Source organism: Candidatus Pseudomonas adelgestsugas (assembly GCF_004124255.1).
Lineage (GTDB): Bacteria > Pseudomonadota > Gammaproteobacteria > Pseudomonadales > Pseudomonadaceae > Aquipseudomonas > Aquipseudomonas adelgestsugas.
This window is the reverse complement of record NZ_CP026512.1, coordinates 1,213,226-1,236,578: the sequence shown is the minus strand read 5'-3', so window position 1 is coordinate 1,236,578 and position 23,353 is coordinate 1,213,226. Positions and strand designations below refer to the sequence as shown.

The 23,353-nt window shown below is 40.7% G+C and carries 9 protein-coding genes and 1 pseudogene; 8 read left to right on the top strand and 2 right to left on the bottom strand.

Translation table 11 applies throughout. The features are described from left to right. Positions 1-651: 651 nt before the first annotated feature. The gene (gene mfd / locus C3B55_RS03160; protein ID WP_129211394.1) at positions 652-4,101 is read right to left on the bottom strand and encodes a transcription-repair coupling factor; all 3,450 of its coding nucleotides are present in this window, start codon (positions 4,099-4,101) and stop codon (positions 652-654) included. Between the two features lie 335 nt (positions 4,102-4,436). Here mfd and C3B55_RS03155 point away from each other — a divergent pair, with 335 nt between their 5' ends. The 7 genes and pseudogenes from C3B55_RS03155 (at position 4,437) to C3B55_RS03125 (ending at position 16,298) form a co-directional block, all read left to right on the top strand. Beyond that, on the top strand, positions 4,437-5,885 hold the full coding sequence (locus tag C3B55_RS03155; RefSeq protein ID WP_129211392.1) for a glyceraldehyde-3-phosphate dehydrogenase: 1,449 nt from the start codon (positions 4,437-4,439) through the stop codon (positions 5,883-5,885). Between the two features lie 1,967 nt (positions 5,886-7,852). Then, on the top strand, positions 7,853-9,247 hold the full coding sequence (gene sthA / locus C3B55_RS03150; RefSeq protein ID WP_129211390.1) for a Si-specific NAD(P)(+) transhydrogenase: 1,395 nt from the start codon (positions 7,853-7,855) through the stop codon (positions 9,245-9,247). Positions 9,248-10,169: 922 nt separating this feature from the next. Beyond that, positions 10,170-11,420, top strand: coding sequence for a lipoprotein-releasing ABC transporter permease subunit (locus tag C3B55_RS03145; RefSeq protein ID WP_129211388.1), 1,251 nt, complete (start codon positions 10,170-10,172; stop codon positions 11,418-11,420). Continuing rightward, complete coding sequence (lolD, locus tag C3B55_RS03140) at positions 11,413-12,111, top strand: lipoprotein-releasing ABC transporter ATP-binding protein LolD (protein ID WP_129211386.1); 699 nt, start codon at positions 11,413-11,415, stop codon at positions 12,109-12,111. The genes C3B55_RS03145 and lolD overlap by 8 nt, the downstream gene beginning before the upstream one ends. Positions 12,112-12,171: 60 nt before the next feature. Then, positions 12,172-13,416 carry a lipoprotein-releasing ABC transporter permease subunit gene (locus C3B55_RS03135; RefSeq protein ID WP_129211384.1) on the top strand — a complete coding sequence of 415 codons (1,245 nt, stop codon included), beginning with the start codon at positions 12,172-12,174 and terminating at the stop codon, positions 13,414-13,416. 976 nt (positions 13,417-14,392) lie between these two features. Continuing rightward, positions 14,393-15,223, top strand: a complete 831-nt coding sequence (gene queF / locus C3B55_RS03130) for an NADPH-dependent 7-cyano-7-deazaguanine reductase QueF (protein WP_129211382.1) — start codon at positions 14,393-14,395, stop codon at positions 15,221-15,223. A 385-nt stretch (positions 15,224-15,608) separates the two neighbouring features. Continuing rightward, positions 15,609-16,298: pseudogene (locus C3B55_RS03125) on the top strand (MlaA family lipoprotein). A 2,133-nt stretch (positions 16,299-18,431) separates the two neighbouring features. On the opposite strand, the gene dusA reads toward C3B55_RS03125, so the two are convergent. Next, positions 18,432-19,409 (bottom strand): tRNA dihydrouridine(20/20a) synthase DusA, encoded by a 978-nt coding sequence (gene dusA, locus C3B55_RS03120; protein WP_129211379.1) that lies wholly within the window; start codon positions 19,407-19,409, stop codon positions 18,432-18,434. Positions 19,410-21,111: 1,702 nt separating this feature from the next. On the opposite strand from dusA, the gene fabV reads away from it, so the two are divergent. Continuing rightward, on the top strand, positions 21,112-22,299 hold the full coding sequence (fabV, locus tag C3B55_RS03115) for an enoyl-ACP reductase FabV (protein ID WP_129211377.1): 1,188 nt from the start codon (positions 21,112-21,114) through the stop codon (positions 22,297-22,299). Positions 22,300-23,353 lie beyond the last annotated feature (1,054 nt).

Genomic DNA, 23,353 nt, shown 5'->3' with positions numbered 1-23,353 from the left:
TAGTTAATGTTATGAACTATATTAAAACTATTCTAACCGCAGGTTGCGATATAAGGTTTGATCTGTAACGATTGTGCTGTTACCGAGATTATTTTTATGGCAATATAGGTATTAGTTATCATACCATCGGCGTGCATTGCATGGATGTGTAGATAGGCAATTGCTTTTACTAATATAGACAGTATAAGCGATGGCTAGTAGTACTTATCGTCTTGCGCGTGACTTAGTGAACCGACTAAAGACTATGGTCTGCCTACCAGTGCAGTCTATCAGTCAGCATTTATCTTACTTAATTAAGTAGCAGTTGAAGTAGTGCTTTAAGAGTTATAGGCAATGTTGCTATTGCCATCTAACTATTTTAGTTTAGACTGCTGCGTAGATATTAGTAAATTATCTTAATTGCAAGACTTAGCACGTTCTTGATATAAAACTGGCTGCATTATTTATAGCTAATGACAATGGTGACTGTAATCGGTTGTTTACCGCAGCGCTGTTGCAAATCTTTGTGCGCGGTTATTGATAACCAGTTTAGTATTTCGGCAGACCATGCTTAATCTTTATTAAGTGTTAACTTGTAGTTAAGCGTCGAAGGAATAACAAAACTACTAAAACTCAGCTCAGCATATGGAGTTGGCACATTTTAGTTGTCTTTTAATCAGGTTGTGGGATGAGTTGCTTAAAAAGAGTTTCTATAGCATTAAAGCGTTCTTTAGCATATTCCATCGGCATGATAAATTTAAATAGCGTAGCACCTTCAAACTTATAGCGGTTAGGTTGATCTTGAATCAGCTGAATCAGCACTGATGGGTCTACTGGTGTGTGCGCTTCGAATTCTATACGCGCTCCCTTAGGACCAGCATCAATTTTCTTGATACCCAACTGCTCAGCTTGTAATTTTAGCAATGTCAGGCGTACCAGGTTCTTGGTTGGTTCCGGTAAAAGTCCAAAACGGTCAATCATCTCTACCTGTATATCCTGTATACTTTTTTCATCAGTTATTGAGGCGATGCGTTTGTATAGAATCAGTCGTGTGTGCACGTCTGGTAAATAATCTTCTGGAATCAATGCTGGCAAGCGTAGGTTTATTTCTGGGCCACTGTTCATGGGTTGATCAAGGCGCAGTTGTTGGCCATTGCGGATAGCTTTTACTGCTCTTTCAAGCATATTCATATAAAGAGTAAATCCTATAGCCTGAATTTGTCCACTCTGACCATCGCCCAGTAGTTCACCAGCACCACGTATTTCCAGGTCGTTGGTCGCCAACACAAAACCAGCACCTAGTTCTTGGGTATTAACTATGGCTTCTAAACGTCTTTCAGCGTCACCCGTGATCTGTTTGCGCGGTGGCGTCAGAAAGTAGGCATATGCTTGGTGATGACTACGCCCTACCCGGCCGCGTAATTGGTGTAATTGTGCTAGGCCGAATTTGTCGGCGCGCTCGATGATAATCGTGCTGGCACTTGGTACATCGATACCGGTTTCGATAATAGTTGACGCAACCAATACATTAAAGCGCTTGTGGTAGAAGTCGCTCATTACCTGTTCGAGTTCGCGTTCTAGCATCTGTCCGTGGCCGATGGCAATACGCGCTTCTGGTACTAGCTCAACGAGATTAGCAGCGCATTTCTCTATGGTTTTTACATCGTTGTACAAATAGTACACCTGTCCACCGCGTAGCAATTCACGCAACAGTGCCTCTTTGATTGTACGTTTGTTATGCTCTATTACGAATGAGCGCACTGCTAAACGTCGTGCTGGTGGCGTAGCGATGATCGATAAGTCGCGCATGCCAGATATTGTTATGTTAAGCGTGCGCGGAATTGGTGTGGCAGTCAGGGTAAGGATGTCTACTTCGCTACGAAGCGCCTTAAGCTGTTCTTTCTGACGTACACCAAAGCGGTGCTCTTCGTCGATGACTACTAAACCAAGATTCTTAATCTTAATATTGTTTGATAGCAACTTGTGAGTGCCGATTACTATGTCGATCTTACCTTCGGCTAGATCAGCGATTACAGCGTTAGCTTCCTTGAAAGATTTAAAACGACTCATTACTTCTATTGTCACCGGCCAGCCAGCAAAACGATCGCGGAAGCTATTATAGTGCTGTTGGGCAAGTAAAGTAGTCGGTACTAGAATAGCCACCTGCTTGCCGTCGTGAACGGCAATAAAGGCTGCACGCATAGCTACCTCAGTTTTACCGAAGCCTACGTCACCGCACACTAGGCGATCCATTGGTTTGGGAGCTAGCATGTCGGCGCGTACAGCTTCTATAGTAATTTGCTGGTCTGGAGTTTCTTCGAAAGCAAAACCAGCGCTGAAAGTTGCGTAGTCGACTTTTGGGTCAGCAAAAGCATGTCCTTTACATGCTGCACGGTGGGCATAGATATCAAGCAATTCTGCGGCAACGTCTCGTATCTGTTCGGCAGCTTTGTGTTTGGCTTTTTGCCATGTCTCGGAACCTAGGCGATGTAACGGAGCTAAGGCTCCATCGCTACCAGTATAAGGGGCAATTAGGTGTAAGCTCGTCACAGGCACATAGAGTTTGGCGCTCTCTGCATATTCTATGGTAATGAATTCAGCAACTTCGTTGTCGATTTCTAAAATCTGCATACCTAGATAGCGGCCTACACCATGATCGATATGCACCACTGCCATGCCATCACGTAACTCGGTAAGATCTTTGATCATTGCATTGTTCTTGGCGTTAACACGTTTTTCGTAGTTACGACGCTGTGTCATATGTTCGCCGAACAATAGGCTTTCAGCAATTAGCGCTAAGGATGGTTTATCCAGCAATAATCCTTCGTCCAATGGCGTAATAGTGATCGCCAGACGCTCTTTGCTTGCAACAAACTCTAGCCAGCTATCGACATTTTTAGGGCGTAGTTTAAGGTGTTCAAGCAGCTCTAGCAGAATTTCATGTCTACCGGCAGATTCAGCAGTAAATAATATGCGGCCAGAGAAGTTGCCAAGGAATTTAGATAAAGCTTCCAGCGGTTGCGCAGCTTTAGCCTGAATCGTTAAGTTTGGCAGCGTGTCAGCAGGGAAGCGTTCGCGTCTATCGCCAGTGACAACGTCTTGTTGATTGATAATCACGTGCGGCAAGTATTTCAGACTAGCAAAACAATCGTCTACCGACAGGAACAGCTCAGCAGGTAGCAGTACAGGTCGCGAATTGTCGACGCGTCGTTCTTCATAGCGGTTACGCACATCTTTCCAGAAATTTTCTGCAGCCTGCTTAATACCAGGGAGTGAAAATACCTGGGTGTCTCTGGGTAAGTAGTTGAACAGAGTGGAGGTTTCATCAAAGAATAGCGGTAGGTAGTATTCGATACCAGCAGGTGTGATTCCGCTACTTAAATCTTGTAAAAGTGGGTAATGGCGGCAGTCCACGTTGAAGCGTGCACAAAAACGTGCTTTAAAGCGTATAACCGCATCTTTTTGCAACATAGATTCCCATGCTGGTAGCAGCTTAATTGAGTCGACTTTACTAATAGTATGCTGATTATTCGGGTCAAAAGTACGTAAAGTCTTGATTTCATCATCGAGCAGGTCGATGCGGTATGGTAATTTGCTACCCATCGGGAAGAGATCGATCAACGCACCGCGCACGGCAAACTCGCCATGTTCACGGACTATATCGACACCATAGTAGCCACTGGCTTCTAGATGCGCGCGAATCTTTTCTACGTCAAGCTTCTGTTTGACATTTAATACTAGGCTGTTGCCTAGCAGGAATTTAGTTGGCGCCAGGCGATGTAGAGCTGTAGTAATTTGCACCACCAGCACGCCGTAGGTTAGTTCCGGCAGGTGGTACAGGTTAGCGATGCGTTGGGAGGTGATGTCCTTGTTTGGCGAAAACAAATCGTATGGGAGTGTTCCCCAATCGGGAAAATACAGCATCGGTAAATCAGGGGCAAAGAAACTCAGCTCTTGTCTGAGCCGTTCAGCGTTTTGGCTATTGGTAGTAAGCACCAGGGTAAAGCGCTTGGTTGTACTAGCAGCTTCGGCAATGGCTAAGCTTAGGGCGGCACCAGGTAGATTGCTCCAGTATTGTGTACCTATTGCAGCAGAAAGAGGCGGTAGACTTAGAACTGGCATGGAAGATTAAGCTCCAAGCATTACAATAAAGTTAATGATTATAAATACCATAGATACCATCTGTTAGTTGCTAATAAAACTCATTGCTGTTTATATGAAAAACTAAGACCAAACGGTGTATTTTACTTGATAATGTAGTACTAAAAAATCCTTAGATGATTGATAGTTCATGGTAGGTAAAAGTCTTTTATAGTTAACATATTTACTTAGCTGTAAGTGCAGTATTAATTTTAGCAGGTATTTTTTATTACTAGACTCGCATTGTTACTAGGGTAGTCTGTAGGAATAATGTATTCTTCTTTCAAATCTTATGCTCCTACATGTAGAAGGTTCCCGTGACTCAAAAGCCAGACCAGTATCTTAGTGAGTGGATAGACCGTGAAGCACTAGCCGAAGCGATGATTCCTCTTATTGGACAGCTGTATCGTAGTAATAATGTAAGTAGCTCGATCTATGGCTATAGCCTGGTCAATCAGTCAGTTATAGCAATTCTGAAGGCGCACCGCTTTGCTCATTATCGTTCTTTCGATAATAGTGAACTATCTATCCACGAAACATTTCCTTTACTTAAGGCAATTAGTGAACTCGAGCTCAGCTCGGTTACGGTAGACCTGGGTAAGTTGGCTTATAAGTTTCGTAAAAAAAGTGCCTCTTACAGTGCTAAGCAGTTCGCGTATGAAGAAATGGCCGACGTAGTTGGCCAACAATACACTATTGCCAGTAAAGGCGCTGACGTTGTGTTATACGGCTTTGGTCGTATCGGTCGTCTGATTGCACGTATCATGATTGAAAAAGCTGGTAGCGGTGGAGAATTGCGCCTGCGTGCTATTGTTGTGCGTAAAGGAGCTGAAAACGACCTAGTCAAACGCGCAAGTTTGCTACGTCGAGACTCAGTACACGGCCACTTCAACGGTATAATCGTTGTCGACGATGATAACAACACTATTAATGCTAACGGCAACTTAATTCAGATTATTTATGCGCAGAATCCAGCTGAGGTAGATTATACACAGTACGGCATCAAGAATGCCTTGCTAGTAGACAGTACCGGTGCATGGCGCGATGCTAAGGGCCTGAGTCAACATTTAGCTTGCCAGGGTATTAATCGCGTTGTTTTGACTGCGCCTGGCAAGGGCAAGCTTAAAAATATTGTTTACGGTATCAACCATAATGAAATCATAGCTGATGATAAGATTGTGTCAGCTGCTTCCTGTACCACCAATGCTATTGTGCCAGTATTAAAAGTTGTAAACGATAAATTCGGCATCGTAAATGGTCACATTGAAACGGTTCACGCATATACCAATGATCAAAACCTGATCGATAACTTCCATAAAGGCAATCGCCGTGGTCGTAGTGCTGTTTTAAACATGATAATTACCGAGACTAGTGCTGCCATTGCTGTTACTAAGGTTCTGCCTGAATTGGCCGGCAGAATTACCGGTAACGCAATTCGCGTACCGACGCCAAACGTGTCAATGGCTATTCTCAACCTAAATCTTGCGAAAGCTGCTACACGTGAAGAAATGAATGAGTATCTGCGCTATATAGTTTTGCACACTGATCTACATAAACAGATTGACCTTGTTCATTCACATGAAGTGGTATCTACTGATTTTATAGGTTCACGTCACACTGGTGTAGTGGACACTGAAGCGACTATTATCCAGGATAATCGTGTTGTGCTGTATGTTTGGTACGATAACGAGTTTGGTTATAGTTGCCAAGTAGTTCGCGTTATGGAAAATATGGCTGGAATTAACTTGCCTACATTTCCGCGCTAAGCATATGCAGTTAACTAAAAAAAACTTAGACTGATGTAGTGTTTTATCATGTCTATCATTTTAGTGTTGCATGAGTTAGCTTGCCTATGATAGAGACTTATTAGCTGCTGTTAAACTATAAAAACTAACTGGTTAACAATTTATGTTTATTTATCTTGAATAAAATTAATAATTTTATTCAATTACAGCACCATAATAACGATGCCGAGTCAAGATTCTTTGTGCCATGTTGTTATCCCTGGCAATACTGATAAAGTGCATGTACACTGGATAGTATTGGCCAGCTCAAAGCTGGCATAGTAGGCTAGGAACAACCAGCCGTAAGTGTTGCTATTTCAGTCAGAGCCACAATGATCGTCAAATTGTACTGACGATTTCAAATATCGCCAAAATCATTGTACTAAGCAGTAAGGATTGACACTAGATCTTGTCTTATACGCATCTATCACTGATAACTAGATAAAATTATTTATACCAGCGCACACTATTACTAGCAGCTACCAGCGGTGTATCGACATATAATATGTGCATTATAGGTTTTACTGAAGCCTAGTACGCGGTAATGAAGTAAACACATAGTTAAGCATTTAATGCTAGCCCTGTACCAGCAATGACGATATAGAAGCTCCTAACGATCGAGCGCACGATTTTCTACAGCGCATGATGATATTTATGCATCAAAAACTTGCAATAGCTTTTCAGTAAGTGGCAAATCATAAAGCTCCTCCAGTATTATTAAGTACTGGATTATGGATCGATACGTATCTCCAGCTTATAGTCGCCCATAGTTTCTTAACCTAGTTAGCGTTTGATGCCATACCGAGTAAACTGGTATGGCCTAACTGCTAGTTGTCAGTTAGGTTATCAACTGATAAAAATATCATTTTTGTGGCTTAGTGGTGATTTCAGCTGAGTTTTACTTCAAAACTCAAGAAAAAATATTTATGCAAGTTGCCATGCAGAAACTAGTATTAATGTAGGACTTCTAAAGTATTATCTGGGTACGCAGGCTATGAAAAAAGTTTCTTCCTCAACTATTAAGCTAAGCTAAAATGATGACTACAAGTTAATCTTGTTACTGTGGAAGATTGATATAAAACTAAAGAAAGTTCAAGCTAATTTGGCCAATTAGCGAGATAAATGTACTATCGTTGCGGAAGAAGGTGTTGGTAATGACTGTGGTGTAAACATATTAAATAATAACATCAGTCTATTCTAAGAAAGTTAGCGCTAAAAAAACGAGATAATTGCTTTATCATTATTTTTTGTAGTGTTGTAGTAAGGTGTAATGCTTTAATTTTGGTTAACTTATTTATAATTAATAGTTATTATTTATTTTTTACTACATATCTAACATCACCATTGATGGTTAGGTGTGAGCCATGCCTTTGGCGAAAAGTAAACTATACAATTGATCTAACATATTCCTTAAGTAAATGCTGGTGGCGCCAGTTGTTTTGCGTGTGTTTGATGGTGCGATGGTGATCAAGCGCTAGCCATAATTCTTTGTTGTAAATTACAAACTTATTTTGTATTAATATATTTATTCTTAGTTTATATGGCTTCGGTATAAAGACGCGTCTAGAGGCGGACTAACACTGCGTGGTGTTGCAGTGCAAGTCTATGAGACTTGCGAACAAGGATGAACTTGCTAGGAGTTAAGTGTGTTCGTTAGGTAGTATCACCGGTAAGAATTACCACTCAAATAGAAAATAACATACTATATTAATATGATGTAGTGCTGAATTATGCATATGTAGTATAATAAAAATTGCTTGGTTTTATAGTCAAGCCAAAATTGGCTCACTATACTATGTGATAAAGAGGGTTCATATTCGTGTTATCTATCTTTATATGAACTATGTTATAGCTCTCACACTTGAACTATAACTGTCTATTATACCCTCTGACTGCTACATGATTTAGTGAAGCGCTCAATCGTACGTCGAGCATGTTTAGGAGTACACATGGCTGTCTATAACTACGACGTAGTGGTGATAGGTTCTGGCCCTGCCGGAGAAGGTGCAGCGATGAATGCCGCAAAGGCAGGATGTAAGATAGCAATGGTTGATAGCCGTTGTCAGGTCGGCGGTAACTGCACCCACCTGGGTACCATTCCGTCTAAAGCCTTGCGTCACTCAGTGCGTCAGATCATGCAGTTCAACACTAGCCAAATGTTTAGGGCAATTGGTAAGCCACGTTGGTTCTCGTTTCCAGACGTGTTAAAAAATGCTGAAACAGTTATCTCCAAGCAAGTTGCGTCGCGTACTAGTTACTACGCTCGTAATCGTATCGATCTGTTTTTTGGTACAGGTAGTTTTGTTGATGAACAAACCGTTGAAGTGGCTTGTGCTAACGGCTTGATGGAGAAGCTAGTGGCTAAACACATTGTAATCGCTACTGGTTCACACCCATATCGCCCGGCTGATATACAATTTCATCACTCGCGTATCTACGATAGTGATACCATCTTAAACCTGAGCCATACCCCGCGCAAACTGATTATCTACGGTGCCGGCGTGATTGGCTGTGAATACGCTTCGATCTTCAGTGGCTTAGGTGTTTTAGTGGAGTTAGTAGACGGACGTGACCAGTTACTAAATTTTCTTGACTCAGAAATTTCTCAAGCGCTAAGCTACCATTTTAGCAACAGCAACATTATAATGCGCCACAATGAAAAGTATGAAAGGGTAGAATGTTTAGACCATGGTGTGATTCTATACCTTAAATCCGGCAAGAAGATCAAAGCTGATGCTTTGCTATGGTGCAATGGTCGTGCTGGTAACACTGATAAACTATGCATTGAAAACATTGGGATCAAAGCCAATAGCCGTGGCCAAATCGAAGTAGACAAAAACTACCGCACCTGTATACCAAACATCTACGGCGCTGGTGACGTAATTGGCTGGCCAAGCCTAGCCAGTGCCGCTAACGATCAAGGTCGTTCAGCTGCTGGTAGCATTGTAGACAATGGCAGCTGGCGTTATGTGAACGATGTACCGACCGGTATTTATACAATACCAGAGATTAGCTCAATCGGTAAAAATGAGCATGAACTCACTAATGCTAAAGTACCTTACGAAGTCGGCAGAGCGTTCTTTAAGAGTATGGCGCGATCGCAGATCGCTGGTGAACCACAAGGCATGTTAAAGATTCTGTTTCATCGCGAAACCCTAGAAATCCTTGGCGTGCATTGTTTTGGTTATCAGGCTTCAGAGATTGTGCACATTGGTCAAGCCATCATGAACCAGCCTGGTAAACAAAATACTCTGAAGTACTTTGTGAATACTACGTTTAACTACCCAACTATGGCTGAAGCCTACAGGGTAGCCGCCTACGACGGCCTGAACCGGATTTTTTAAGCAGCTTTACGTTGGTCGTCTAATGGCTTATCTAGGTTGAGGTGATCAAGTTTATTAATTTTTAAGAGTAGCAGCAGCTAAATTGGAAAAAATACATAATCATGCTGCCTGCACTAAAATCACAGAGTCTGCGCATCAATTGCAGATTTGCTGATTAGTCACTCCACAAACACACGTAAACTATAGCGCTAAGCATTTTTAGGTGCTCAGTTCGTATATAGCATCCAGTTCAACGTAAAGCAAGGCTATAGTTTTAGCGCTACGCAATCTTCGGTTAGTTTAGTTAAGCGTACTTGGTATTTAGGTTACATGATAGACTAACGTAGTTAGTTTCTACTAACTATTTTTAAACTTTCTGCAAACTTGAGCTTTTTTGTGAGACCCTATCTAGATAGATTAAACTGTATAATAAGCTTACTAGTTTTAATTGTCATAAATGGTTATCATATAGCTTAGCTAAGCTGGATGCTAGAAGTCGATACTGCCTTAAAAAAATAACCACTATCTTGTGGTGCTAATTTAATCCAGCACGTGTAGCGTGCTATGATTTGGCTGAGCATACTCATGTGTTTGTTCTGAGTGTTGCAATAATGAGTCAAGTTAATGATTTTTGTCGTTAATCTAGTATAGCAAGTGCTGGGTTTAGAATTCGCTGAGGTGTAATTTACTCAGCAAGTTCGGTATCGACAAATAATTTAACAGTGCTTACCTCATTTTTACTTTTAAGGCAATCAGCGTTCTGATTTAAAGTGCGATTGTATCACTGATACGGTAGTATTCGTGATACCCTCCTTGAATTGTAGATATGGCAAGTTTCCTAAAGTATCGATATATACTTTAAAAGTAAAGCTGCTGAACTATGATCCAATAGTCCTTAATATAATCATCTGGACATATTATTTTCTTCCGAACAAGCCACAACATGTTCAGACCTCTCTCCGTATTTATAGGTATGCGCTATACTCGCGCAAAGCACCGCAATCATTTTTTGTCGTTTATTTCTATTGTATCAATAATAGGGCTTGCTTTAGGCGTGGCCGTGATGATTGTAGTGTTGTCGGTAATGAACGGCTTCGATCATGAAATGCGTACCCGCGTGTTAGGCATGGTGCCTCACGCCATTATTGAGTCTTATGAGCCTATTAGCGACTGGCAAAGTCTAGCTGACCAGGTCATGAAAGCCTCTAAAGTGATGGCCGTTGCGCCTTTTACTCAGATACCAGGGTTGCTGGCTTACGATGGTAAAGTGCAAAAGATTCTGCTCAATGGTATCGAGCCGTCTCAGGAAAGTAACGTGTCAATTATCGATCATTGCATGTTGCATGGTAAACTTAATGATTTAGTGCCTGGCAAATTCGGTATCGTAATTGGTGATAAGGCTGCGGTTCGGTTTAGCGTAGGCATAGGCGATAAGCTGACTTTCATTGCTCCGGAAGTTATCGTGACCCCAGCTGGCATGTTCCCTTGCATGAAGCGTTTTACCGTAGTTGGTATCTTTCACGTAGGCGCCGCCGAGATTGATGGCTATCTCTGTCTTACTAACCTTATTGATCTAGCGCATGTGCATCGCTGGCAGTCGGATCAGGTTCAGGGCTTGCGTCTCAAGTTTCACAGTCTATTCGATGCTCCACTCAGCGCCCTGGATATAGTTAAGCATCTAGGTGAATCTAAGTATTACGCCATCGACTGGACTCGTACTCATGGTAATCTATACCAGGCCATACGCATGGAAAAAGCAGTGATAGGTTTGTTGTTGTTGTTAATCATTGCTATTGCTGCATTTAACATCATTTCTATGCTAGTAATTATAGTTAATAACAAGACAAGCGACATTGCTATCTTACGCACCATTGGCGTCATGCCAAGGCAGATTATATCTATTTTTATAGTAGAGGGCACCTTGATTGGCATGGTCGGTACATTAATTGGTACTGTCTTCGGTATTCTGTGTGCATTAAATATTCGTACTACTATCGCTGCATTGGAAAGAGTTATTGGCTATACATTTCTTAACGCTGATATTTACTTTATCGACTATGTGCCGTCTAAGGTTCAAACCCAGGACGTATTTATAGTAGGTTGCGCTGCATTATTTCTGAGTTTCATTGCTACCCTGTATCCAGCCTGGCGCGCAGCATGTACTCAACCATCACATGCTTTACGTTATGAGTGAATTTAGCATGAGCGAAAAAGCTATTTTAAGCTGCTTTAACCTTGGTAAGTCTTATGATGAAGGTCTGGAATCTGTCGTGGTACTATCTAACCTGCACCTTGAGTTATATCCTGGTGAGCGCCTAGCAATCATCGGCAGTTCCGGTTCAGGCAAGAGTACTTTGCTTAAACTGTTGGGTGGCCTAGATACGCCGTCTCAGGGCAACATATGGCTAGCTGGTGAAGAATTGTCGACACTCGGTGAAAAATCTCGTAGTCAGCTACGTAACCGTTCGTTAGGCTTTGTATACCAGTTCCACCACCTTCTGCCAGAATTCACCGCGCTAGAAAACGTGTGCATGCCACTGCTAATTGGTAAAACTGTAATCTCAGAAGCACGCCATCATGCAAAGACATTGCTGGAGCGCGTCGGCCTCGGCCATCGCCTGGAGCACAAACCAGCCGAACTATCCGGTGGCGAGTGCCAGCGTGTGGCAATCGCCAGGGCTTTGATAAATAATCCAGGCTTAGTGATGCTCGATGAGCCAACCGGTAATCTCGACTCCTGCACTGCCCAAAGTATTAAGGACTTAATACTGGAGCTGAGCAGCGAAATGTGTACTACATTTCTAGTGGTGACCCATGATATGAGTCTGGCCAGGCAGATGGATCGCTTATTACACCTGCAGGAAGGTCATTTGGTTGCTATTTAACCATCTATTGACCAGGTGTCAAACCATGAGCTTTTCATGTTTATTCAGCGGTATCAGCTAATGTTTAGACCGTTATCGATTTTTATTGGTACGCGCTATATTAGCGCTAAGCGCCGTAACCGTTTTATTTCGTTTATCTCAATGACTTCAATGATCGGCCTAGCTCTTGGCGTATTGGCGATGATTGTAGTTTTATCGATAATGAACGGCTTTCAGCGAGAAATGCGTATACGCGTTCTCGGTATAGTACCGCATGCCATCATTATCGGCGTAAACCCAATTAATGATTGGCGGCCGGTGGCTAAAGCTGCGCTGAAGAATCTGCAAGTGACCGCTGCGGTGCCGTTTACGCAAATAGACGGCATGTTTTCCTACAGGGGGATGATGCAACCAATTGAGATTAGCGGAGTCGACCCGGCCCAAGAAAGCACTGTGTCGAATGTAGTACAGCATATTGTGCGTGGTAAACTGGAAGACCTGAAACCAGGTGAATTCGGTGTGGTTATTAGCGATATTACTGCACGACGCTTTCGTTTGAATATAGGCGACAAGTTGATCTTTATCGTTCCGGAAATTAGCACTGTGCTTGGTGGTATTGTCCCGCATCTACAGCGCTTAAGCGTAGTTGGTATCTTTGATGTTAGTACTGAGCTATATGGTTCTATAGCTTTAATCAACATTGCCGACGCTGCCGTGATGCGGCATTGGCAATCTGGTCAAGTGCAAAGTGTGCGCCTGGCATTGAAAGACATATATTTAGCACCTAAGGTCTCGAGAGATATAGTCGCTAGACTAGGCACAGGATATATGTCTGATGACTGGACTCATACCCAAAATAGCCTATTTAGCGCAATGAAGATGGAAAAAACTATGATTGGCTTACTATTGCTGATGATTATAGTCGTTGCTGCGTTCAATATCATTGCTACTTTAAGTATGGTTGTGAATGATAAAAGTACAGACATTGCAGTTTTATGTACCATTGGCGCTACGCCACGACAGATCATGGCAATCTTTATGGTGCAGGGTACGGTAATCGGTACTGTTGGGGTTTTAATTGGCAGCTTACTAGGCGTGATTACAGCGTTAAACTTAAGTCAACTAGAAAGTTGGTTAGAGAGCGTAACTGGGCAGCATATTTTTAGTTCTGGCGTATACCTTGTCAGTAATTTGCCTTCGGAGCTGCAAGGTAGTGATGTGCTGCTAATTTGTACTGTTGGGTTTGTATTAAGCTTTATTGCAACAATTTACCCGGCATATATTGCGGCGAAGATTGAGCCAGCACATGCCTTGCGGTATTTTTAAATACTTTTACACCGTTTTTGCGAGTAAGCCAGCTTCAAAATTTACCTGCGTATATTTTTTTAGAAAGTGGTAGAGTTGAATTAGGCTTGCTCTCTAGCAGACTACTTGAGCTTGTACCCATAAACTCTTATGCAGTTCAATTACAAAACGCATCTATCACGCCTCGCGTATTTTTAATTGTCAACACTAGAGCTGCGCTATCCATTGCAAGTCCTAATGGTATTCTTCTGACAGTTGTTTTGTTTTGGTTATATAGTGTGGTTAGTATAAGGTTGGAAATGAACTCGTACTGTTCATGCGCTAAATCAGTCACAACAAAAGGAATGTTACCTAGATCTTGAATAGCGTGGTAGCGAGAACTTCAAAGTTTAAGATGAGCTAGGTCAGACGTTATATACGTTACAGGAAGTATTAGTTAGTAGTGATACCTGAGTTGCTGGCTGTCTATTGGCATTTGGTCTAAAGATGTTAACGGTCAGGTGGCTCAGTACGTTTTCATTTAGCTAGTATGGCGCCAGTTGATAAAGCTATGCAGATCATAGAAGTGGTGTTTTAGGATATTCTTATTTTATTGAGACTCGGCTGTTTTGTGCCGGTCTATCATGGTTAGTTGTTCTACGAATTTAGCTATGGTAACTTAACAATACACACAGAGAATTATGAGAAAATATACTAGATTTAGGCTAGGAGGCATGCTGACTGCTGCTATCATCAGTACAATAGACTAGCCTTATGATGGTAATGTAATATGAGTAGTATAAAGCATAACGACCCCATAACACTTTTGTTGAATCATTTAAGTTCTTGAAACTAACATGGCCTTTACTAAAGTTTGCAAGCTGATAGCTTGCTTGTACTATTCTAATAGAATTTATAAGTCGGCATAGCCAGCAAGCTGATCGTCGAGTAAGGCTTATTTTCAAAATAGGGTAAAATTTAGTAAGCTAATTATATTTTATTTAGTTAGGTTTACGTCATGCATATAGTAGCTAGACACTCGCCATTAGGCAAATCCAGTGAATACATCTCTACCTATGCGCCTTCGTTGCTATTTCCGATTTCTCGTTCTATAAGGTGGGCTGAGTTGGGTCTTACTATCGAGACTCTGCCTTATATTGGTGTGGATTTCTGGAACTGTTTTGAACTGTCTTGGTTGTTACCATCAGGCAAGCCAGTAGTGGCTATTGGTGAATTTAGCATCCCAGCTAATTCTCCGAACATTATCGAGTCCAAGTCTTTTAAGTTGTACCTGAACTCTCTAAACCAAACAGTGTTCATTAATACGCAAAGCCTGGAGACTACTCTGCGTACTGACCTGAGTACCGTAGCTGGTACCCCTATGCGCGTACGCATTCGCGCTTTAGCTGAGATTACATCAGAAGGTATACAGGCCTTACCTGGTGTGTGTATTGACGACCTGGATATTAGTATCAGCAAATATAAACACCCATGCCCAGAATTGCTGCGTTGTGATGACTCGCGTACTACTGAAGAAAGCGTACATAGTCACTTACTGAAATCCAATTGCCCGGTTACTGGTCAACCGGATTGGGGCAGTGTCGTAGTAACATATAGTGGTAACGTGTTGAATCACGCTAGCTTACTAGAATATATCGTGAGCTTTCGCCAGCACTCAGATTTCCATGAACAATGTATAGATCGGATTTTTCTTGATCTACAACATTTGCTTCAACCAAAGAAATTGACGGTGTATGCGCGTTATGTACGACGCGGTGGATTAGATATTAACCCGTATCGCAGTACTGAGGCTATGCAATTCCAGAATTCACGTCTAGCTCGTCAGTAATATTCACATGAGGCTAGTGTAAGAAGTAAGCTTGTGCTTCTTTGGGATTTATTCATAACTACTGGTCATAATAATGTTTTACGTAATTTGCAAGCAATACTCGAGCAGTTTAGTTCAAATCTTTCAATATTCATGTATTGAGCCAACATGGCGCCTACTTTGACTTGTACTCTAGGAGTCCAGGTAACCAATCGCTGCTTCGGCAGCTAGGTATCCTGATATACATAAAATGGCTATAATACTATCTGGACTGTATGTATAGATAGGTGATATTCCGGTGTTAGGTGTATTTATAAAAATTTTATGTATTTTACGTATGTCGTTTCCCCTTTACTATCTAAATCGATACTTTTATAATAAACTGTTAACTTATAAGGAGCAAAATATGCGCTGGAGTTACTCCTTGGCCCAGTTGTTTTTGTGTATACCTATCTTGTTAGCAGCTTTTGCTGCCAAGGCTACGCCTGAGGACGATCCATGAGAAGTCGTAAACTTCCGAATTTTTACATTTAACAGTACTCTTGATGCTTACGTCCTAAAGCCAATCGCTAAAGGTTACCAGTTTATTACTCCGCAGTTCATGCAGAGTGGTATTCATAATTTCTTCTGCAACATTGGTGATATTGGTAATGCCGTCAATGACGTTTTGCAGCTTAAGCTACACGCAGCTGGTATTGATACTGCGCGCTTACTGATGAACACTACCTTCGGTATGTTGGGCCTTATTGATATAAGTACTAAAATGGGGCTTCATCGTAATGATGAAGACTTCGGCCAGACTCTTGGCTACTGGGGTGTCGGCAGTGGTCCTTACGTAATACTTCCACTGCTCGGCCCAAGTACCTTACGTGATGCGCCGTCTAAATACGTTGATAGCTATACGCAACCATATCACTATATCAATGATATCGGTTGGCATAACAGTATTTTCGGTTTAAACATTATCAGTATCCGTGCAGACTTGCTTGACAGCGAAAAATTGATCTCTGGTGATAAATATACTTTTATTCGTAATGCATACCTGCAACATCATGAATTTAAGGTAAAAGACGGTAATGTTATCGATGACTTTTAAGCTGTGACGTTTTAAAATAAAAGATAACCTTAAATAAATCATTTTCTTATACGCAGTTTTTAATATATTTTTAAAATTTTAATACTAAGATGTTGGTACTTACCTTCGTTATAAGTTTACACTACCAAGATGTTCGCTTTCATGTTTAATATGATAGCATGCCCAAGATTGATGCGTTGGTTCAACGCATCAGCCAATTTAAAATTAAAACCGGCATGTAGCCTTAGTCTGTAGTCTGTATGATGGAGTTAGAATAATCTACAAAAACCTAGGTGACTGACTGAAAATAGTGAATGATCAACAATATATTGACACTAATTCGCATTCAGATGAAACTTCTTTCAGCATAGTCGTACTCACGTTTACCGAACGTTATGTTACAAGGTTAAAACTTGTGTTTTGTAAGACGGAGAGGCTAAAAAGCGAATTTATTATTTGAATCTAACGATATAGTTAAATCACCTACGTCAACTTACTTCTGTCGCCATTTGCTAGAATGCAAAACCATTGCTACGCTACTGATAATCGATGACAACAAAGCATGCGCGCTAGCCTCACTGCCTGTTTAGAAAGCAGCAGACTTAGCGTTTTACAGATTAAGCAATAAGTTTGCAATTAGTATTAGCTTTTTAAGCGTAATCAGGCCTGATACCTTGACATACAACCTGTGTATGCCACAGATAAGCGGTCTGAAGCTGATTGGTTAGGTGATTAAGCTTGCTCCGCAAGGCGTTAGTGATTGTTGTTTCCGATACCATTGTGACTAATAATTCTGTTAATGTTCTGCGTCTAGGCGCTATTAATGATTTAGTTAAACTGTTAGAAGACTTATTTATGCTAAGTATTCGATGTGTTGCCTGTTAGGCTTGACTAGCCTAATACTGGAAAACGAGCGCTATCGCTAAAGCTCGAAACTGCCAGTAGCTAATTTGAAGCGAACCTCAATCTGTTTTAGGAAGACTAAAAATTTCGGTCAGCAGGTGCAGAGAAATATGCTACTAGTCAGCCATTTGACTATTTTAACTATTAATGTGTTGAAGTTTGCGCATAGATCACCAGTCATTGTACCTGTCAGTTGATTTTGTTGATTATTTCTGTGTTGATAAACGACGTATGGCAACCTACTTAGTTCATGTTTCTGGCTATGGTGCTTCTTTTGCTGTTGTCATCGCGTTTGTTGAAGTTTATTATTACACGTCTATTTTTCGAATTTAAGCGCAATGGCATTTTGCTTTAGTTAACTGCTTAGAGGTTTTAGGCTATATCAACTGAAGTTGAATTATCTATAAGTAGGTTAAGCAAGCATTTAACAATGGCTAGCGGGCTTGCTCGATGAAGCTATTTCTATGGAGACCACATTCTGAAAATGCTGCTGACTTTTAGTATTACGTTAATATCTTATGGCATCTTGGATTTTTCTTGAGCTTTACTTTTCAGGAGAAAGAAGCTATCTTGCCTGAAAAGGCTAAGTTGGCGAGCGGTATCTTAGATAGCTTGAGGTAGGTTTTTGATTGTCAACACTAAAGGAAGTGCAGAATAATATCGCCCTACTAGTGTTGAGTAGGAATCTTCTATGAGTACCTGAAGATTCCAATTCGCAGAGAAAGATTGGATTGTCGTGCTGGAATTTGCTGGTGAAGTGTGCCTTAATCATAGTGTTTAGCGCTGGGTATGATGATTGAGCAGATTTTTATAGCTATGAATTTCTTGGCGATTATAGTCGATCTGACTGAAACCTACAGTACCGATAGCGTCACTATCTAGCTAATAGAAAATCATCCTCTGGCCTACTTATCGCCACTAATTACGAAGATGTTATTAGTCTGCTTTATACTCTATGGCTTTAGCTGGTGCTCAATATCATGGAATATGCGAGCTATGCCAGGAAGTTTACACTACCTGTTTTTGTGATATTAGTCTAAAGAAGCATTACTGGTCAAGATGTTGGAGGTACACGAGATCCTTGCAAAGTTTGAACAAAGCTAATCAAGAAAATCTTTTACGACTTAGTCAGCGCTTTGAGGCACCACTAAGTCCATTTAGTTTAAATATTAGTAAACTTTCATAGTTAGCTTGCTATCAATAGCAACCTATTAGCTTTCAAATAACGAACTACAAACCAAAGTCTCTAGATTACTGCCCTTTTAATAACTCCCCAGCTTGATCAAGTAACACCAATAGATCACTAATTTTATGAATGTCTACTGACAATAGTTGTCTAAATTTACGAGCTCCTGGAAATCTAGTTCCCAACCATAAAATATGCCGCATGATGTGGTGCACTGTACCACGAGTCGCTAATTGCTCCGCGATATAAGGTTGTAACTGCTCGAACAATTGTGCCCGACTAATTACTGGTGTCTCACTCCCAAATAACTGCTGATCTACCTCAGCTAGTAAATATGGGTTATAATACACTCCTCGACCCAACATAACCCCATCAAATGTCTGTAAATGTTCGTGGCACTGTTTTAGTGTTTTGATCCCACCGTTTAGAATAAACTCTAGCTTAGGGAAATCTTGCTTTAACTGCGACACTACGTCATACCGCAACGGCGGTATATCACGATTCTCCTTTGGAGACAATCCATCCAGTCTTGCAAGCCGTGCATGCACCATAAAACTAGCACATCCAGCACCTTTCACTGTCCCAACAAAATCACACAGCTCAGCATAACTGTCTCGTTCACTGATCCCGATACGATGCTTAACTGTCACAGGAATAGATGCTGCATCGCGCATGGCCTTCACGCAATCCGCTACTAACGCAGGATGTGCCATTAGGATTGCACCAATCATATTGTTTTGCACCCGACTACTAGGGCAGCCAACGTTTAAGTTCACTTCGTTATAACCGGCTGCCTCAGCCATGCGTGCGCAGGTAGCCAGGTCAGCTGGGATGCTACCGCCAAGTTGGAGTGCAATCGGGTTCTCGGCTTCTTGTGTGTGTAGTAAACATCCGTGTTTACCATAAAGGATCGCACTAGTAGTGACCATCTCAGTATAGATCCAGGTATATTTGGATAGTAAACGCAAGAAGAACCTGCAGTAGCTGTCAGTTAAATCCATCATGGGAGCTACAGAAAAGCGGTGAAAAGTGGTTTTGTGCATGCTAACTTAAAGAACATTAGATTATCTGAATAGGTATGATAAAGCTTTAGAGTGTATCAGAAATATAATAAAAAAGCTGATACTGCTTACTTAGATATCTTGTGCGCAGGGCTGTGTTTAAGCTTACAACTTTGTTGATATAGATACAATAGTTTGATTCAGTTGCTGCGTAATATATGAATCAATTTGTCATATTGATTAATTAGTATTATGCTACATTACTTTAATTAATATCAGTTTACCTTTCGTGCTCAAAAAACATAAAATTGTGAGAATTGATAGATGCAATTACTGTTTTGCGCAGTATTTACTTTATTAATGCAATTATACTTGATTTTCAGAAAAAAATAGTTAATTTTAATTAGATTAATTTCTATTGTTTTGATAAAACATTAAACAGTTTTCTCTAATTGATGAAGGCGTGCTACTTTGATGTTGAATAAAGTTAATTTTTTAATTTTTAATGTTTTCTTATTAATCAATAAGTTCTGGTCGTTTAGTAATAACTGGATACTGTTTGAAATAGCTTATGCAGTAAATTTATTTAAACGATATAAGTTGGTAATTTTTTATTATTGTCTATCTTACAAGAATGGTTTAGAAACTGTTCATGCGGCTAATAAAAGGACTTAACTTAGAGCATTCTAGTTCTAAAGCATAACCACTGCAGGCATTTAGTTGGCGGTAGCGGCTAGAGCATATCGAGTACTTAACTTGATCGTACTAAATAATAGCTTAGTATGCATGAAGTGTTACGCAAATTCCATATGACACCATCATACCGTAGAACTTGCAAACTAAGCTTTTAGGTTGTATAGGCAGACAGACGTAGGGTGCATACTAGGTCAGTGCACTATAAAAGCATAGTGTTGAGCAAGAAAAGTATGTAAGATGGCCTGCATTATATCAATCATGTAGGCAGTAACGTTTTGCGTCTTGTTTGTTGCATGCTGCGTTAATTAGCATCTTATCAAAGATAAGTACGTCAACCATCTTTATCAGTGGGCAGTACTTGTGCTTATTGACCTGGGCGGCAATTTTCGTGATGAAGAGCCAATACTATGTCGTAGAGTGCGCAGCACATTATGTAAGACTGGATAAAGCGGGAAGAAGTAAGAGTATGCCAAGCATTTTTCGTTGAAAACCAACATTTAGGTAATTTTTACTATAAGCAGTTTTTACGCAGTTGCGTAGTATTTGGTGGTGTTTGTTGATCTGGCGATCATACCATTGCACTAGTAACTCGCTATACTCTTTTAGCTATACGCTAGCCTAAGTAGCTATTAATTTTATTCTTGTTTGGTTATAGTTGTTACCTACTTCTTATTATAGTTTGTAAATATCTTGTATACGGCAGATTGCACATATATCATGGTGTAGACATACCAGTTGCGCAGGATAATAGGTCAAAACATAGTTTTACAAAATTGCCAATCTCTAAATATTATAGCCGTTAGTAACATAGCGTTGTTTTGATGGTATTACTGGTTATACAAACTCCTTCGCACAAGAATTCATAAATACCGTCAACAGCATAATGGTAGAAGCATTATTAAATTAACGCGCAGGAAGTAGTAAATAAATAACAGAACGCCAGGAGTTCTGGCAGCTGAATCTAGCTTTTGAGATGCCATAGACTGGTTCAATCAAGGTTGAATGGGTGCCATTAGCTGCCAACTACGTGTAAGAGGCAAAAAATTTTATGATCATCAAACCACGGGTTCGTGGCTTTATTTGTGTGACTGCTCATCCTGTTGGCTGTGAAGCAAATGTTAAAAATCAGATTGATTACGTCATTCAAAGCGCCACTATCAGTGGCGGCCCTAAAAAGGTTTTAGTCCTTGGTGCTTCTACTGGTTACGGTCTAGCTGCGCGTATCAGTGTCGCATTTGGCTGCGGTGCTGACACTCTTGGCGTGTTTTTTGAGAAAGAAGGTGAGGTAGGTAAACCGAGCTCTGCTGGTTGGTATAATAGCGCAGCATTTGAAAAATTTGCTGTTAAAAAAGGTCTGTATGCCAAGAGTATCAACGGTGATGCATTCTCTGACGAGATTAAGCGCCTAACCATCGAAACCATTAAGAAAGACTTTGGCAAGATTGACTTAATTATTTATAGCGTGGCTGCACCACGTCGCACTGACCGGCAAGGTTTAGTATACAACGCTACCCTTAAGCCAATCGGTAAGACTGTAATCATTCGTGGTATCAATACCGATACAGGTGTTGTTATCGACACTATTCTTAAACCTGCAACCCAGGAAGAAATAGACGGCACCGTGAAGGTTATGGGTGGCGAAGACTGGCAACTATGGATTGACGCTATGCGTGATAAAAACGTTTTGGCTGAAGGTGTCAAGACCACTGCATTTACTTACCTAGGTGAGAAGTTGACACAAGATATATATTGGAACGGCTCTATAGGTAAAGCTAAGCAGGACCTCGACAAAAAAGTCGTAACTATACGCGATAATCTAGCTATACTTAATGGAGATGCCCGTGTGTCAGTACTCAAAGCTGTAGTTACACAGGCTAGCGCAGCGATCCCAATTATGCCTCTGTACTTGTCACTACTGTTCAAAGTGATGAAAGAGCATGGTACGCACGAAGGCTGTATTGAGCAGGTTTATGGCCTGCTTAAAAACAGTCTGTACGGCAGTGAGCCAAAGACAGACAGCGTTGGCCGCCTTCGCGCTGACTTAGCGGAGCTCGAACCAAAAGTTCAAAATGCCGTAGCTACGTTATGGACCCAGGTAACAAATGATAACATTAACGAAATCAGCGATTTTTCTGGCTATAAGTCCGAGTTCCTGCGCTTATTCGGTTTTGGGATAGATGGTATTGACTATGAGGTCGATGTGAACCAGACCGTGAAAATCAATAGCTTGATCTAAAATATGAAATGTAGCCTGAAAATATGGGAACAAAGTCCACATGTAATTCGGTATGATGATTAATATTTCAATATAGTTGCATTGGAAATAAACTTATCCTAATATTTGCGCTTCATAAAATAAATAATTATTTTAAATTCCTTTGCATTCTAGCTATTTATCACAATCCACTATATTTCTACGACTCTTAAAGTACCATGATGAATGGCTAAGTACTAATTTGTTTAGTATTTTTTACCTTTTACAGTTGTTTATTTTGACTTGAATCTATATCAACTCTACCGTTAGCTAAATGCTGTTGTTTATGAAGAATAGCAACACTTTATCGCTACCTTTTGTACTCAAGTGCAGTACGCTTACAACCAAGCCGAAGGTGCCTGCTATTTAACTAAGTGATATATGCAATGCAAATTCTTGATCCAAGTTTTATTATGATTATTAGCGCGAGATGCTGTATGGCAAGTTGCTAGAAGGTTTATTAATTTTGAATCTTTAAATTAAGCCAAAAACCGCTGTTTTGCTTATTTAACTAGTCAGCAGAAACCTTTCCTATGCGCTAGCCAGCTATTTTTTTTGTAATACATTATTGCGTACATTGATAGTATTTAGTAGACTAAATCTAATCAAGTCATCTGTAGCTATCTATTAAGCGAGTTTTGCTGATATATAAATATATACCTGATATCTAGCCAGCTAAAGATATACTAATACTGCTGGTAATATCAATGTCACTATTGCTATAGGCAAGCACAGCATTTATTATGTGTCTACTATGTTTTACAGTACTTACTGTACGCTTTCGTGCGTTAATTATTAGATACTAGTGCGTACCACGTTATGGTACAGTCTATAAACTAGAGTAATTTTTAGCAGACAGTAGCAATTCTGTCTGCAGAATAGGCGCATAGGATAGCAAGTTAAGTTAGGTGTAGTTTGATTAGCAAGGTTGCTAGCTGTCTGCTATCCTTAAATTCTATTGTATCAACAGCGAGTTTAGTCAGCATGATAATGCCTATGCTGTTCGTGATCACTTTGCGTAAGTTTGATGAGCTTT

Bases quoted from the DNA above. Each gene is read 5' to 3' on its own strand.
- mfd (WP_129211394.1), bottom strand. From the start codon at position 4,101: ATGCCAGTTCTAAGTCTACCGCCTCTTTCTGCTGCAATAGGTACACAA.
- sthA (WP_129211390.1), top strand. From the start codon at position 7,853: ATGGCTGTCTATAACTACGACGTAGTGGTGATAGGTTCTGGCCCTGCC.
- C3B55_RS03145 (WP_129211388.1), top strand. From the start codon at position 10,170: ATGTTCAGACCTCTCTCCGTATTTATAGGTATGCGCTATACTCGCGCA.
- lolD (WP_129211386.1), top strand. From the start codon at position 11,413: ATGAGTGAATTTAGCATGAGCGAAAAAGCTATTTTAAGCTGCTTTAAC.
- C3B55_RS03135 (WP_129211384.1), top strand. From the start codon at position 12,172: ATGTTTAGACCGTTATCGATTTTTATTGGTACGCGCTATATTAGCGCT.
- queF (WP_129211382.1), top strand. From the start codon at position 14,393: ATGCATATAGTAGCTAGACACTCGCCATTAGGCAAATCCAGTGAATAC.
- dusA (WP_129211379.1), bottom strand. From the start codon at position 19,409: ATGCACAAAACCACTTTTCACCGCTTTTCTGTAGCTCCCATGATGGAT.
- fabV (WP_129211377.1), top strand. From the start codon at position 21,112: ATGATCATCAAACCACGGGTTCGTGGCTTTATTTGTGTGACTGCTCAT.